15 protein-coding genes are annotated in these 13,235 nt (G+C 58.3%); 9 read left to right on the forward strand and 6 right to left on the reverse strand.

Annotated elements, in window-relative coordinates:
• The first annotated feature begins 10 nt into the window (after nt 1-10).
• The 5 genes from P0D89_RS20905 to P0D89_RS20925 all read left to right on the forward strand — a co-directional run bounded on the left by P0D89_RS20905 (nt 11) and on the right by P0D89_RS20925 (nt 2,237).
• Nucleotides 11-427, forward strand: a complete 417-nt coding sequence (locus tag P0D89_RS20905) for a hypothetical protein (protein WP_408377116.1) — start codon at nt 11-13, stop codon at nt 425-427.
• Nucleotides 428-455: 28 nt separating this feature from the next.
• Nucleotides 456-773 carry a hypothetical protein gene (locus P0D89_RS20910; RefSeq protein ID WP_408377118.1) on the forward strand — a complete coding sequence of 106 codons (318 nt, stop codon included), beginning with the start codon at nt 456-458 and terminating at the stop codon, nt 771-773.
• A gap of 55 nt (nt 774-828) precedes the next feature.
• Nucleotides 829-1,221: a DUF7682 family zinc-binding protein gene (locus P0D89_RS20915; RefSeq protein WP_408377120.1), complete on the forward strand. Its 393-nt coding sequence runs from the start codon at nt 829-831 to the stop codon at nt 1,219-1,221.
• Between the two features lie 119 nt (nt 1,222-1,340).
• Nucleotides 1,341-2,015, forward strand: a complete 675-nt coding sequence (locus P0D89_RS20920; protein ID WP_408377122.1) for a hypothetical protein — start codon at nt 1,341-1,343, stop codon at nt 2,013-2,015.
• An 81-nt stretch (nt 2,016-2,096) separates the two neighbouring features.
• Nucleotides 2,097-2,237, forward strand: a complete 141-nt coding sequence (locus P0D89_RS20925; RefSeq protein ID WP_408377124.1) for a hypothetical protein — start codon at nt 2,097-2,099, stop codon at nt 2,235-2,237.
• Nucleotides 2,238-2,393: 156 nt separating this feature from the next.
• Here the strand turns inward: P0D89_RS20925 and P0D89_RS20930 are convergent, their stop codons facing one another.
• Entirely contained in the window at nt 2,394-3,524 is a 1,131-nt protein-coding gene (locus P0D89_RS20930; RefSeq protein ID WP_408377158.1) for an integrase domain-containing protein, read from the reverse strand.
• 1,246 nt (nt 3,525-4,770) lie between these two features.
• Between P0D89_RS20930 and P0D89_RS20935 the strand changes: the two genes are divergently transcribed.
• Entirely contained in the window at nt 4,771-5,790 is a 1,020-nt protein-coding gene (locus P0D89_RS20935) for a PRTRC system protein D (RefSeq protein WP_408377125.1), read from the forward strand.
• 101 nt (nt 5,791-5,891) lie between these two features.
• Here the strand turns inward: P0D89_RS20935 and P0D89_RS20940 are convergent, their stop codons facing one another.
• From P0D89_RS20940 to P0D89_RS20960, 5 genes are all read right to left on the reverse strand, one after another.
• Nucleotides 5,892-6,113, reverse strand: a complete 222-nt coding sequence (locus P0D89_RS20940; protein WP_408377127.1) for a hypothetical protein — start codon at nt 6,111-6,113, stop codon at nt 5,892-5,894.
• A gap of 104 nt (nt 6,114-6,217) precedes the next feature.
• Entirely contained in the window at nt 6,218-7,300 is a 1,083-nt protein-coding gene (locus P0D89_RS20945) for a DUF7146 domain-containing protein (RefSeq protein ID WP_408377129.1), read from the reverse strand.
• Between the two features lie 283 nt (nt 7,301-7,583).
• Nucleotides 7,584-8,402: a hypothetical protein gene (locus P0D89_RS20950; protein WP_408377131.1), complete on the reverse strand. Its 819-nt coding sequence runs from the start codon at nt 8,400-8,402 to the stop codon at nt 7,584-7,586.
• Between the two features lie 8 nt (nt 8,403-8,410).
• Nucleotides 8,411-8,845 (reverse strand): hypothetical protein, encoded by a 435-nt coding sequence (locus tag P0D89_RS20955; protein WP_248558131.1) that lies wholly within the window; start codon nt 8,843-8,845, stop codon nt 8,411-8,413.
• 93 nt (nt 8,846-8,938) lie between these two features.
• Complete coding sequence (locus P0D89_RS20960) at nt 8,939-9,268, reverse strand: hypothetical protein (protein ID WP_408377133.1); 330 nt, start codon at nt 9,266-9,268, stop codon at nt 8,939-8,941.
• 385 nt (nt 9,269-9,653) lie between these two features.
• Here P0D89_RS20960 and P0D89_RS20965 point away from each other — a divergent pair, with 385 nt between their 5' ends.
• The 3 genes from P0D89_RS20965 (at nt 9,654) to P0D89_RS20975 (ending at nt 13,220) form a co-directional block, all read left to right on the forward strand.
• On the forward strand, nt 9,654-10,325 hold the full coding sequence (locus P0D89_RS20965; RefSeq protein WP_408377135.1) for a nuclease-related domain-containing protein: 672 nt from the start codon (nt 9,654-9,656) through the stop codon (nt 10,323-10,325).
• Between the two features lie 418 nt (nt 10,326-10,743).
• Nucleotides 10,744-11,970, forward strand: coding sequence for a hypothetical protein (locus P0D89_RS20970; protein ID WP_408377137.1), 1,227 nt, complete (start codon nt 10,744-10,746; stop codon nt 11,968-11,970).
• A gap of 65 nt (nt 11,971-12,035) precedes the next feature.
• Nucleotides 12,036-13,220, forward strand: a complete 1,185-nt coding sequence (locus tag P0D89_RS20975) for a FlhC family transcriptional regulator (protein WP_408377139.1) — start codon at nt 12,036-12,038, stop codon at nt 13,218-13,220.
• Nucleotides 13,221-13,235: the final 15 nt, after the last annotated feature.

Here is a 13,235-nt window from a genome sequence, read left to right on the forward strand (position 1 = left end):
AGCGCTTTGCATGGCAAGCTCGACAGATCCCGTCGACGAGCGCCGCAAGCAGATCGTTGCCGCCGCTGCCGACGACACGCACATTCGCATGGTGTTCTTCAGCTCGCTCGGCGCTATCCTCGACTTCCAGGCTTCATGGGCCGAACTCGACGCGACCACGCTTGGCTGGCTCGCCTTCACCACTCGCTGGAATCGCTGGTGGCTGCCAGACGTCACGTCGCTCGCGGCCATCGACCGTCATGCGCATGCGCCTTCCGATGTCCGCTTCGTCAGCGGTAACATGCCGTGCAACCCAACGGATACAACCGCGTTCCGCCAGTATCTCGACACCATCGAATACCACTACCGGCGCGACGAGGCCATTTCGCGCATCCTGTTTGCGCCCGATCCTGCATACGCTGTGCAGTCCCACGCGCACGCCCCTTAAACCGCCACCTTCGAGAACAACGACGCGCATGAGAAGTGTTATCCCGTTTTCCCGTATGCGCGTTACCACCGACGATCGCACGCATCGCCCCGGCGAATGCTCGCACCACCACCTCAAACTGGACGCGCACGGGGGCATCGTGACCTGCCGGGATTGTGGCGCGTCGCTCGCTCCCTTCTGGGCGCTCAGGATGCTGGCGGACCAGTACGCTCTCGCACTGGCGCAGATCGACCGGTTGCAGGATCGCGTTTCGAATGCAGACGCACGCATCCTCGAACTATCCACCGAACTCGACGCGCTGGCTGAATCCGAAAGAGCGCGAAAAGCGTCATCAGTCGGTCCTTGACCCGCCGCTCTCCCGTGATGCAATGAGATTCGACCATCGCTGGAGAACACACACCATGAAACGCACCTTCGACTGCGGCCACACCGGCAAGGGAAAGTATTGCCACGCCTGCGCTACACTCGCTGAACGCAAGGAAAGCGAGCGCGTCGCACGCGAAGCCAAACGATCGGAAAAGATGCGAGCGTCTGATCTGGACCCGATCGACCTCTCCTGCGTCGCTCACCTGGCTTCGGTTCAGAGAGAGGCCCGCAGTCTGCTAGATAGGGTGCGAGACGGTACCCACCCGTACGCCCTTAAAGGAAAGCCCATCAAGTCCTCAAAAGGACAGCTGGTGTCGGTGCCAGTCGGGCGATCGTATCGTCTGATGTTCGACGCGGTTTCCCTCATGCCACTCGAGCTACTCAGCCACGAGAGCTATAACAACGTCGTCGAAGGCCGCTGTCTTTGATTTATGCAGTTTCGTGACCGTTGACACGTAGTAAGAATTAGTAGTTGTGTGCGATTATCGCGGGCAGACAAGACGCATCAATTTACAGTAGCGTTACAGCTTTCGACCGAACAAACGCAATGACTGACGAACTCTTTCCCTGCGCCCATTGCGGCGGCAACTGGGCTTTCGGATGGTCCCAACGCGTAATAGGCCAGCAATCCAAGCCGTCGCTTGACTGGTCACAGGTCGGCAGCAACGCCGGCCGAGCGTTGATCATGGACGACTTTGAGCCACGTCCGCCTTCGGACCGACCAACCGAGTCCGTTTGCTGTATTTGCTGCGAAGATTGCGGCATGCAGACACCGTGGTTCCCGATCGGCAACGACAAGCACGCCGCACTGGAAAAGGCTGGCAGGATCTGGAACCAGCGGCTGAACCGGCCTGCGGCCACAGAAGGCGATTTGCTCGACCTTGTCCGCAAGGAAGTCTCGCCCGTGGACGCGCCGTACATCCTCGATCTGCTCTCTCGTACCGACGAGGATTGGGAAGCGCGCGGACCAATTTTCGCCGCGCTCGCGCAAAAGATCATCGACGGGAAAATCACGGCCCGCGATTTCTGGCCAGTCGAACCGGTGCTGAAGGATGCCGCACGCTACCGCACGCTCCAGCAGCTCGCCCGCTTTGTCTACATCGATGGCGTTGCGTCAGTGCAATTCCCGCGTATTCCGGCAACCGGCGGCGACGAGGAGTGCCCGTTCGAAACCCGTGTTTCTCTGGCCGTAGACGATCTGCCCGATCGCAGTCGTTGGTGACTTGACATCGCGCCGGCGGCGCCATACTGGACTCAGGTCTCTCCGGACGGTGAGGCCAATCACCGCCATGGAGAAAAATGCATGTCACCCGTCGACTACATCCGCGCTGCCTTCCGTCACCGCAGCGAACTCGTGCCCCAGCTCACGACCGTTTTCGCGCTCGGCGCCATCTTCACCTACCACGCGTTGACCAGCCCCGCGCTCGACTGGCTTTTTCGCTAGAACCCCGCCAGCTAACGGAGTGCCCATTACAGCGTAATGGGCACTCTGCAAGCCGCGCCCGGCCAACTCCTTGTTTTTACAGAAATATTCAAAACCCCATGCTGTAGCCAAGTGAGCCAAAATTGGCTACACCGTCAACAGCGGATACGCAGAAGATCATGCTGCATCTAGCAGCCGATAAAGCGCCTGCCGCGAGATTCCAAGTGCGACCGCTGCCTGACTCTTGACACCCTTCGCATCTTCAATAGCCCGCTCGGCCATCTCCCTCGTCAACGTGCGCTTCTTTTTAGCAGCGAGTGCGTTGTGCGTTGAGAGGTAGGCATTCGCCTTTGTCCTGCGACTATGTCCTGCAGCCTCGACAATTTGCTGCATCGCTTCTGCGTGAACCTCGCGATCGACACGATCAACCGATCCCTTGATCGCAGCCGGTACACCCGTTAGACGCTCGTACATCTGCTGAAGGAATTGATGCCGCAGGCCGTGGCTGGTGACTCCGATTCCCGAATTAGTCACCCCATGCTTCGCGAGCACGTTGTAATAGCGGTTCTTCCACTGCAGTTTCGTGACCCCGTGCGGGATCATGGACCCTGTGTACGGGTTAGCAAATTGTGCGGCTTCCTTGAGCACGGCAAGCTTGAATCCGATCGGTACAACGCGATCGCGGCCGCCCTTGGTGCCCCGTGTCACGCTCAGCAAACCATCATCGCGCACCGCCTCCGCCGGCCTCAGGAGAAAACTCTCTTCGACTCGCAGTCCGAACGCCGCCTGAAGCTTCAACTGAACCGCGACGTAAGGCTCAGTGATTGCGATCTCTTCGATTTTCGCCACTGCGTCGATGCCGTTACCGTCCCACGATTTGTCTTCGAGCGCCACATACGATCGCACCAGACGGAGCGACTCCCTATCCGCGTAATCGGCGAGCGTGCCGACAAGGTTCGGCTTCTTCATCCATTCGCCAAGTGCGCGCAGGTAGGTGAGTTTGTTTTCAATCGTTCCGCCACTCAGCTTCGCTTCAATCCAGAGATCGACCAGAGCCTGCAGATGCTTTCGCTTGAGTGAATACGGCGATTGAAGTGCGTAACCGTTCTGCCGCAGTTCTTCGAATGATCGGCAAATCTGCTGCGTCCGGTATGTCTGTGTCTTGATCGACAGTGGCTTCGCACTGATTCGAGTACGGCTGTGAACTCGGTCCACATTCGTCAGGAACAGTTCTTCCAATGCGGCCTTAAAATCCGCGGGCAACCGGTAGTCGCGCAGCACTGCGCGCACGTTCAGTATTGCTGCCATCTTCACGCCCCTCTCATTTGTGCAAACACGGATGCCCATGCGAGCGCCCGCCGCCTCTCTGCTCCGCAGTCTTCCTGCGCTGCGCGCGGGATTCAGGGAGCCTATCCCCTGCATCAACGTGTGCGCTGCGCGTTGCGTAAACCCCGCCGGGTCATGCCTTCCTGTCCTTTAGCGATTCCATTCGATCAGCCCCGCACGTGGAAGAAACGTGCATCGACTGTCCGTACTGCTGCCTGCTGCCAGCCATCACGCTCCCGCGTGACAACTGCCGGCGACCTTGCTGCGTTGCGCATCCTCGAACGGGATCTGCCTTTGCAGAGTCCATCGTCGTTGATCGCGTCCGCTGCTGTCGCTGGTCGAGCTCTAGAGCTTTCGCTCCGCGAACCCGGCTTGCGGCTGCTACGGCTACCGTGCCGGCCTTGACACGCTTTCGCGCGCCCGTGTGCGCCTGTCTTGCGACTCGCACGACTTGGCCAACTGCCAGGTAATTCCTTTTGCGCATTTCTGTATCCGGCTGCGCCTACCGTCCGTCTTCCGTACAGGGACATGCCGCCGCTATGGCGCGCACATCCCCCACCCCCAAGCACGTTCAATCAGCCGCAGTGTTTCGGGCCTCATGTAACGCACCCAGCTTCGTGTGCTGAAAGGGTGTGTCCATGCTCTTTGAGCGTCGTCTATTCCGTCCGGTGTCCAAACTGTCCGACTGTCCGGGGAAACGCCGTCTCAAATTGCAAATTCGGGCAAAACCGCCCGCTAACCCAATGGATATCGCGTGTCCGGGGTCCTCAAATTGTCCCAAGTTGCACTTGATTTGATTCAGAAAAAGGCCGCGTCAGATTGCGGCCTGTGACAGAAGGGGGTTTCGCCAGGCAAAGCGGTCCCTTCAATGGTGAAACGCAAGGTCGATGCGCAGATTGCGCGGTGGGTAACGTAGAGATTAACGATCCTCTCAGCACGCTGAGATGCGAAAGCTGCGTAAATGTTGCGAGCTTTGATTCCTTGACTTCTTGCCCAAGCCGCTAGAGTTGGAACGTCACTAAAGGCTTGGGGCCAACGTTGGTCCAGTTAGAGGCCGTACAGGGGCCGAGCGACGGTCACGCCGAAGCGTTTGGTTTATTTGGGCCGAGATCGGCACAAGCTTGGCCCAGAACGCACGCCGGGTGTCGAAGTCGTTCCCTTTCGGGCCAGGCAAGGCCCAAGCGTGGCCCGAGCAACGTGATTGATTTAACAACTCTGGAGAGAGCAAATGAAAGTTTCGGTTTTTGCAGTCGACGTAGGTTACGGAAACACCAAGAGTGCGTTCCGTATGGGGTCCGATCTTGCTACCCAGATGTTTCCGTCCCTGGCACCGATCGCAGTGAGCGACGCCGTGTCGGGCTTCGGTCAGGGCGTGCTGCACGCCCGGAAGGTCGTACCCATCGAGATCGACGGTACGACATACGAGATCGGGCCGGGCGTAGAACTGTCGTCGGCATACGGCAACGCAGGGCGCACGCTGTCCGAAGACTTCTGCCTCACGCCCAACTATGCCGCGCTTCTCGGCGGGTCCCTATATTTCGCAGGTGTCACGGAAATCGACCGTATGGTGCTTGGTCTGCCCGTTCACAGCATCACGAAATATTCCGCGCATCTGCGCGATGCATTCACCGGCACGCTGAACTTCGGTCACGGTCCAGTCAGGGTTGGCTCGGTCAAGGTCGTCCCGCAACCGCTCGGCTCCCTTGTGTCTTTTTCGGAGTATGGAGGCAGCAACTTCGATCGCGAGAACGCCCATCTTGTCATCGACGTAGGCTACTTCACGACCGACTGGGTCGTCGCGCACGGCTTCACGATGAACGACCGTCGCAGCGGTGGCGCACCGGGTGGCGCATCGCACGTGTACAAGAGCATTGCTGCATTGATTGCGAAGAAGGAAGGCGAGCCGGTCGACGACATCGAACGCATCGACAAGTGTCTGCGGGAAAAAAAGCCAATGTTGTTCTATGGAAAGGACATCGATCTCGCACCCTTCCTCGAACAGTCGCAGGCTGTTGTCAATTCAACGGTTAAGGACATGCAGAACCGGGTTGGTCGCACGGCCGACCTGCGCTCCATCGTCCTTACCGGCGGCGGCGCAAGCCTCTACGAGCCGGCGATCCGCGCCGCGTTTCCGCGCGTGCATCTCGACGTCCTTGATGCGCCTTGCTACGCGAATGCAAAGGGCTTTCTTATCGTCGGCGAAGCGACGCTCGCACGTGAGCGTAAGGCGATTGGAGCTGCCGCATGAATGAGGTGACGCTGGTCAAGGTGACGCTCAACGAAGCGACTGACCCTGATCTGTACGCTTACATCACGGCCTTGGCCGGGTTTTTGTCTTCAGGGAATTGATTAATGCAATAACGCAACGCCTTGCGCACGCGCCTGATGGCGGATGCAGTAGAACCAAGCATCATCGAAATCAACACCGACCTTCTCAGGCTTGATGTTCCCTCGCTGGCGACGGTCGATAACATCGTAGGCGAGCGCTTCCGACTTACCGACACGCACCGAACCGTTTTTTACGCCCGACGTAGCAACGATCTCAAACCGGCCAACAATCATCATGAACATGCTTTTCTCCATTGGAAAGGCCCGACGGATTGCGGCCCCGATGGGGACGAATCCCCACCGGGCGGTTCAAGAAACAACACCTCAGCGGGGACTCCCGCTTTTAATCAAACATGCAACGCCTGGCTGATCCTGCCTGCTCCCTTAGGAACGGCTAAAGCCCGTGGCGCCGCACTAGTTGCCAGCCATTCATCTGCGAAATCTGTCCCTCGTAATTTGGGACGATGGATGACTGCCGTGTACCCTTCCGCGCGAAGCCGCTTGGCAAGAATCAGCGCCGCGTCCATCCCTGGCGATTTGCGCGTCTTGGGATCGACCGCGTCGAAGTCGGCGAAGATATGGATAACGCGGATGCCCAGACCCTCCGGTACAACGAAGTCCGAGAGGAGAATCCGGTTCAGGCAATACCAAACCGGCACGCCGAACATCAAATGTGCGGCGAGTACGGTCTCCAGTCCCTCACCTACTCCGATCTCGCCGTTTATCGGCTCCATCAGCCGGACTGCGCCGCCGTTCAGCTTGTTCAGCGTCACGTCGTTCATCTTCGACGGCAAGACCTCACCATCGTCAGTGATGATCGTCGCCTTTGCGGGCTTTGTACGATCAAGGAAGGTACGGTGCAGCGTGCCGAGCCGACCATCCGGCAACGTGAAGCGGGCGAGAATACCCGGCCATTGGCCGATCACCTTTTTCTCATGGCGGTACTCGAGCATTGCAACCCGCAGTGCGCTCGATGGCGCAACGGCCAGACCGGGGACGCGCGAGCGAAGGTAGCGTGATACAAGATCATCGCGTCCATTGGCGATCGCGCTTTCCCACATCGAATCGAGCCGCTTTTGAGCCCACGCCGGATCTGCCTTTCGGCCCGGTGCTGGCGCCGGTCTCGTAACAGCATCGGTCCGCCCGGCAGCAGGAATGCCGCCGTCGAGTTCGAGCATCAATTCCCAGAACGCCATCCCGGTACTTTTGCAGATCAGCTCGTAGCCATCGCCTGCTTTGCGGTCCCCGTTGTTGCACTTCCGGCAAACCCAGTCGCCGCGGCCGCGTTTATTGTCATAGGTGAAGCGATCGTTACCGCCGCAGATCGGACACGGCGCGCCTTTCCCGGTCAGTGAGCTCGCGGGCACTCCATACTTCTGGAGCAACGCAACCCACTGTTCCGGGGACAGCTTGACGCTTTTAACATTCATTTGTCACTCCAGTAGTGGCGTGGTTGAGGTCGATGCCTTCGGAAAGGCGGAAAAAACTGTTGCTCAAAAAAGCCGTCCGGGAACGCGAGCGCGCGGCGGATCGAACGGCTTTTTTCAGCAAGGATGGTCGGATGGCAGAGTTGGCCGCTTACGCATGGGCCGGAAAGAAAAACCACCTTCGTCACTCTGGCCGCACCACAGAGGGAGCGGACAAAGCAACGAAAGGTGAGTCGATACGGGATCGTGGGTGAGAATCTTCGGGATCAGAAGTGATGTTGATCCGTCATTTCTTTGTGATGGACCATAGCCACTTGTCCCAGAGAATCTGGGCGCCCGAAGCGTCCAGCTTGGGTTGACCGTCCTTGTCGACGGCAGGAACCTTGGTTTTCCCAAGACGCCTGACTTCGACACGATCGCCGGTACCGCAACGAGCTTCGGCAATGGCTTCGCGCAGTCCCTCGCCCTGTAAAACGTGCTGCTCGCCGCGGTGTTCAAGTGTCAGGCAGAACGATACATAGGTCTTCCCCGGGCGTTTTCCGTCTGGGAATTCCTTCTCGCCCCACTCTCTCACTACACCGTAGCGTGGTCGCTCGGATCGCCGGGCCTGTGGTGCCTTTGCCGGTGCCTCCAGCGCTGGCGCATTATCGATAACCAACGGAGGATGACTCGGCGTGCTGGCGGTACGAACGCGTGAGCTCGTGTGCAACGCCTGAGGCGTGCTCGCTGCTGGAGTACTTACCGAGACATCATCTGTCCCGGCTGCTCGCGCCGACCTGATCGCGTCTGCAATCGCGTCTCGCATCGAGCTTTTGTGCTCGCTGAGGACAGCCCAATGCGGCTCAAGCGACGGTATCAGCTTCATGCCGACGGGCGTCTCCCGCAACTCGTAGTCGAATGCGGGATGAAACTGGACCACGACGTCGCCCTCATCACGAAAGAGCCGCGCTTCGCCGGCGATTACGACTTGACGCTCGTTGTCGCCACCGCGCCCAACTTCGATGGGAGATGCCTGCGAGGGTGTGGAACAAGCCGTTGGGTGGGATGCGTCTGCGGCGCCGCCGAATAGGCCGACGAACAACTTGCCAAACGTGTACGTCGTCATGTCGCCTCCTACAGCAAGCTGCCGAAGCAGCTATGACGGACGTCTTCCATATCACGCTTGAGCAGTGGGTTGCTCATGATGACGTCTTGAAGGATCTCTGGGTCGACGCCGTTGATCAGGCAGACGTACCGGTACGGCAGCGCACCGTCCCAGAACTCCATCACCCAACCAAGCGTTGCGCGATAGTCCTCCATTTCCAGCTTTTTCCGGTTCCTGATGCGCTCGCTGAACAGCGTGCAGCAATCCATCAGGGACTCGGGCATGTTGTCGCCTCGACGGCTGTCGGTAGCAAGACTGACCAATGCATCGACCATCTTGTCCCGCACAGCTTCGCTCCAGAACTGAGGGTCCGGAAGCGGATCAACCTTTGCCGGCGGCGCAGCAGCGATCGGCGACGCTCCGCCGAACATATCGAGTTGCCATGCGGCGATTTCGTTTTCCATGGGATTTCTCCGTTGAACGGGAACCCATGCCCGCAACGGGTTCGGTTCCCGTTGGGGTGAAGGTGCAGAGACGCCCGTATGGGCGTCTCTGGGTTACAGGCCTGTCGACGTGTCGTCGGTGCCCGTCTTAAGAGGAGCAACGACAGGCGACTTTGCGTACTGTCGTTTGATAGGCGTAACCGTCGCGGTTGCGCTTTCATCTACTTTTGGCTGAGGCGTTGTGGCCGCCGGCGCAGCCTTGGCGTCGCTTGCTTCAGCATCGGCTCGCTGCGCATCGCGGATCGACTTCTTGATCCACATGAACACGATGTAGCCGACGAGCAGCGAGGCGAAAAACGAAAGTGCCGCGAAATACAAGCCGATGCACACCATGAGGAACGACAGCGGGGATCGCGTCGCCCTGTTAACAAATTGGTTCGGCATTTTTCTCTCCAGAAAAATTAACGCACTAGGGGATGTCCAGGCTGGTAGGCGCTGGATGGTTTCGATGCTCGAACGAGCAGGGAAAACAGATGCGCGGAGAGACGCTTTCGTTACGGCTCGGCAGAACCGTGGCGAAAACAGCAATCAACGAAGGAAGGAGATAAGAGGCAGCGACGCGAACAGCGCGGGTATTGCCTCATGTCGATGCGTCAGGAACGCGGGGGATAAACGCGAATTTACGCGTCGACGCGCGGAGGGTGAGCGGGAAAGCTGCGGAAAACGTAGGAGCTTTCGCGCCCGCTCCAGCTCCGCATTTTTTCGCTCCTTGACTTTGTCGGTGACGTGTCAAGCTGGTTTCCAGTTCAACACCGATGAAGGCAACACAATGTTCCTCGAGATAGCACTGGCGATATGCGGATACCAGTTCATTCGCCGTCTGAGAAAACCGTCCAAAGTCTCGTGGCAAGGACTGAAGCCGCTCAGCCGTGCGGAAGTCCTGGGGGCGCGGGGCGAGGCGCGAGCGCACGCGAAACTGGAGGAAACATTGGACTGGCTCTGCGGGTCCGATTACTACCTGTTTGGACCGCTTGTAATCGAGCATGCGCCAGGCACCGCATTTCCGACTGCTGAAATCGACCATCTGGCCGTGACGCCATTTGGTATTTTCATCTTCGAAACAAAGAACTGGTCAGGGCGCATCGCCCCCTCCGCTGCTCGCGGCATGCTCACGCGTGTCGGGTCGGATCGTCGCGCAGAAGATCGCCGCTCCCCCATTGACCAGAACCGGACGAAGGTCGAGTTCTTCCGGTCGATTCTGCCTCCGCTCTGGCCGGTGACGGGCGCCGGTCTTTTCACTTCGCCCGAAGTGAAGCTGGACGGAGCGCTCCATTCGGACCTGCTCTCCCTTTCGGACCTGCCGCAATGGCTGCGTTCAAGAAGAGACGCCTACGCCGGCTTGCGCGCTATCGACGTCCAGAAGGCGATCGATGCTGTGACCCTTCTCGTGAGAACCAGCGAGGCCGCCTTGAGCAGGCACAAGGCGACCGTGAGCGCGTAAATGTTACCGCCTGCACCTTTTAGTTAGACTAATTTTTCGAAACTTGTGACTAAATGTTTCAGTATTGGAACCGTTAAAGGGATTGCGAACCGGGCGATCACACGTATTCCTCAAGCATCATTCGGCGAAAGAGGCGTTGAAAGGCATCTCTTTCCGCAAAACGACGGACTTTTATAAGCTTAATCTTCGTTACACATGTAACGAGGCTCGGTCGCGGGCGTCGTCGAGGAAGGGTTTGGTTTGACGACGCCTGTACGGGTCGAAAGACGCAAACGCCCAAGCTGGTCACCCCTAGGGCGGTATTAGGGGCTAGTTTTTGGTGCGACCGGGGTGGTCGTGTATTCAACTGTTGGAGAGAACAATGCAAATAGGCAAGACATCCAGCACGGAACTCAAAACAGCAGGCAGGCCGCCTGTCATGAACACCGTGCATGAAGTAACGACTTTTGACCCGCTGGACGAGTTTGTGTTCAGCATGCAGGATCCGAATGCCGTCACGCGCGACAACATCGCGAATGCTGCGCGCAAAGTGTTCGGCGGCGGCCCTGAGTCTGCGGATTTCATCGCGAAGCTCGTCGAGCACATGATCTCGGTTTCTGAATCGCGGGCGAAAGTTGTTGCCGAGCTGATCATCCTCGGCGGACACCTTCAGCAAATGATGAAGTCGGCGATCAGCCACCACACCGGAAAGGTCGGGGACTCTCACCAGGCGAGGAAGATGGGCGCGACGCTTTGCTTCGACTTTTTCCAACTGGCCATGGGCATCACTCGTCCGAGCGCCTACAACTACATGCGTTGCCACATGAAGTTCGCTGACGACGCCGAAGCCGTGAAGATTTTCAGCTTTGGGGAACTCAACCTGCTGGCCGCCCAAGAAGTCACCGACGACCAGATCTCGCTCATCAAGAAAAAGAAAAATGCGGACCCAAAGATGGGCCGCGACGACGTCGCGGCAATGCTCAAGGAACTGCAGTCCAAGGATGAAGCGATCGTCGACCGCGACAAGCAGCTAGAAAACCTCGAAGGTTTGCTGGCGGATAACAAGCTTCAGCTTGATGTCAGTTCGCGTGAGAACAGACATCTGATGGACCAGATCGCGGCGCACGAGCGCAACCTCTCCGAACAGGACAGGAGCATCGCAAACCTGCAACAACTGCTCTCTGAACGCTCATCCGGTTATCCCGCGTTGGAGCAGGAACTCGCGGCCAAAAACAAGGCGTTTGCTGAAGCGACGGCCGAACTGAGGGCTTTAAGAGAAGCCAAGCCCAAGGTCGAAACGGTGGAAGTGCCCGTCGAAAAGCTGCCTGATTCTTACTCGAACCTTGTAGCCGCGTGCCAGGATGCGATGAGCAACCTGTCGGAACTTCAGCAGCAAAAGTCCGACCTGGAAGCTGAGATCAAAGGGATCGAGGCCAACGTCGCTGCCCAAAAAGCGGAACGGGACGCAGGCTCAGCCGTGAAGGACGCACTCGCCAATCTAATGACGGCGTGGGGCGATGTATCCGGAAAAATGGCAACCGTCCAGCTTGCTGTTCAGGCATCCCGCGATCCCGAGCAGTACAACCCGACTCTGGAAGCTCTTGCCGCGACGATGCGCAAATATCTCGCCGAGATTGAAGCTGCGCTCAGCCGCAAGTCGCGGTAATCAAACTCTGCTCGGAGTGAGCGACGTATGCCGTCGCTCGCGAATAAAGAAGAAAAAGACACATCATGCAAAAAGATATCCACGGCCATAGCGAGCCGACGAACGTTCTGCTTTCCGCGTGGCTGGTCGAAAAGATTCAGCGCGCCAACTTTGGACTGGTCGATTTCATGCGCCGCGCACTCGCGGCCCATCGGCAAATGGAGAACGTCTTTGCCCTGTCCCTGCCGGACATGGAAACGTTCGAAAAGTACATCGGAGCGAAAGCCACACTCATGAACATGCCGTTCATGGCGCTCGCCCCGGTCCTCGACGACCCCCGCGACTGGGAATCCTTCGTCGATGGCGTCATGTTCTCGCAAAAAGTCGAAGGACTGACGGAGGCGATGCCCCGCCTCGACCAGATAACGAGTCGCGACATTTACCACTACAACCAGGCGTATGTGCAACTCATCAAGGATGTGTTGCACATGAACCTTCTCGCAGTGCCGTTGCTCGGCATTTCGGCCGAACTTGCCGCCTACCTCAAGCAGTTGCCGATGGCTCGCCTCGAAAAAGCCATAGGCTCGGTCCGCTTCCCACTGTTCCGCTGGCGGTTCGAAGATCCCAACTTCTGGATGGAGTACTCCGCCGGCTGGATTACCGAAGAAACCGTCGCGCACTATCTCATGCGCACCTCGCCAGTTCGCACGGACTCTCTGCCCTATAAGCACATGTGGACGGATCTCCGCCTGGAGCGCGGCGACAAGGAAGCCTATGCCCGTTTGATGATGGCTCAGGGTTGCCGTGCATCGACCGCGATCGACCTGTTCAACCTGAATCCCAATAAGGCGCGCACGACCTACAAGGAGATTCATGGCGTGAGCTCGCCATGCGGGTGCAGGCCGAATTCTCTGACCTGGTACGTCGATAACGCGGTGCACCGGTTGCAGGCCACCGTCTACGTCTGGCTCTACCGCAACGGTCTGGCCAACGGCGGAAATATCCCGCAGTCGTTGATCGCAGCCAACGACATCATCGCGAAGATGTTTGGCAAGAACCTGATGATCACGGCGGATCGCGCCAACCACTTGACCCGCTCAATGGCAATGGACTCGCGGTTGACGATCGCTGCGTGCCGAGGCTGCGCAACCGATTATGTTCTTTCGAACAGTGAAGGAAAGATCGAACTGGCGAAAGACTTTTCCTGCCCCGGTTGCAATTACCTGCTCTCGACGAAAGCCCAGGCGAGCAAGCGCAAAGTGTCCATCTGACCGAAGGAGACCGAC

Source organism: Paraburkholderia sp. RL18-085-BIA-A (assembly GCF_046027075.1).
Classification (GTDB): Bacteria; Pseudomonadota; Gammaproteobacteria; order Burkholderiales; family Burkholderiaceae; genus Paraburkholderia.

Bases quoted from the DNA above. Each gene is read 5' to 3' on its own strand.
- P0D89_RS20975 (WP_408377139.1), top strand. From the start codon at position 12,036: ATGCAAAAAGATATCCACGGCCATAGCGAGCCGACGAACGTTCTGCTT.
- P0D89_RS20905 (WP_408377116.1), top strand. From the start codon at position 11: ATGGCAAGCTCGACAGATCCCGTCGACGAGCGCCGCAAGCAGATCGTT.
- P0D89_RS20960 (WP_408377133.1), bottom strand. From the start codon at position 9,268: ATGCCGAACCAATTTGTTAACAGGGCGACGCGATCCCCGCTGTCGTTC.
- P0D89_RS20970 (WP_408377137.1), top strand. From the start codon at position 10,744: ATGAACACCGTGCATGAAGTAACGACTTTTGACCCGCTGGACGAGTTT.
- P0D89_RS20955 (WP_248558131.1), bottom strand. From the start codon at position 8,845: ATGGAAAACGAAATCGCCGCATGGCAACTCGATATGTTCGGCGGAGCG.
- P0D89_RS20935 (WP_408377125.1), top strand. From the start codon at position 4,771: ATGAAAGTTTCGGTTTTTGCAGTCGACGTAGGTTACGGAAACACCAAG.
- P0D89_RS20930 (WP_408377158.1), bottom strand. From the start codon at position 3,524: ATGGCAGCAATACTGAACGTGCGCGCAGTGCTGCGCGACTACCGGTTG.
- P0D89_RS20915 (WP_408377120.1), top strand. From the start codon at position 829: ATGAAACGCACCTTCGACTGCGGCCACACCGGCAAGGGAAAGTATTGC.
- P0D89_RS20925 (WP_408377124.1), top strand. From the start codon at position 2,097: ATGTCACCCGTCGACTACATCCGCGCTGCCTTCCGTCACCGCAGCGAA.
- P0D89_RS20910 (WP_408377118.1), top strand. From the start codon at position 456: ATGAGAAGTGTTATCCCGTTTTCCCGTATGCGCGTTACCACCGACGAT.
- P0D89_RS20965 (WP_408377135.1), top strand. From the start codon at position 9,654: ATGTTCCTCGAGATAGCACTGGCGATATGCGGATACCAGTTCATTCGC.
- P0D89_RS20920 (WP_408377122.1), top strand. From the start codon at position 1,341: ATGACTGACGAACTCTTTCCCTGCGCCCATTGCGGCGGCAACTGGGCT.
- P0D89_RS20950 (WP_408377131.1), bottom strand. From the start codon at position 8,402: ATGACGACGTACACGTTTGGCAAGTTGTTCGTCGGCCTATTCGGCGGC.
- P0D89_RS20945 (WP_408377129.1), bottom strand. From the start codon at position 7,300: ATGAATGTTAAAAGCGTCAAGCTGTCCCCGGAACAGTGGGTTGCGTTG.
- P0D89_RS20940 (WP_408377127.1), bottom strand. From the start codon at position 6,113: ATGTTCATGATGATTGTTGGCCGGTTTGAGATCGTTGCTACGTCGGGC.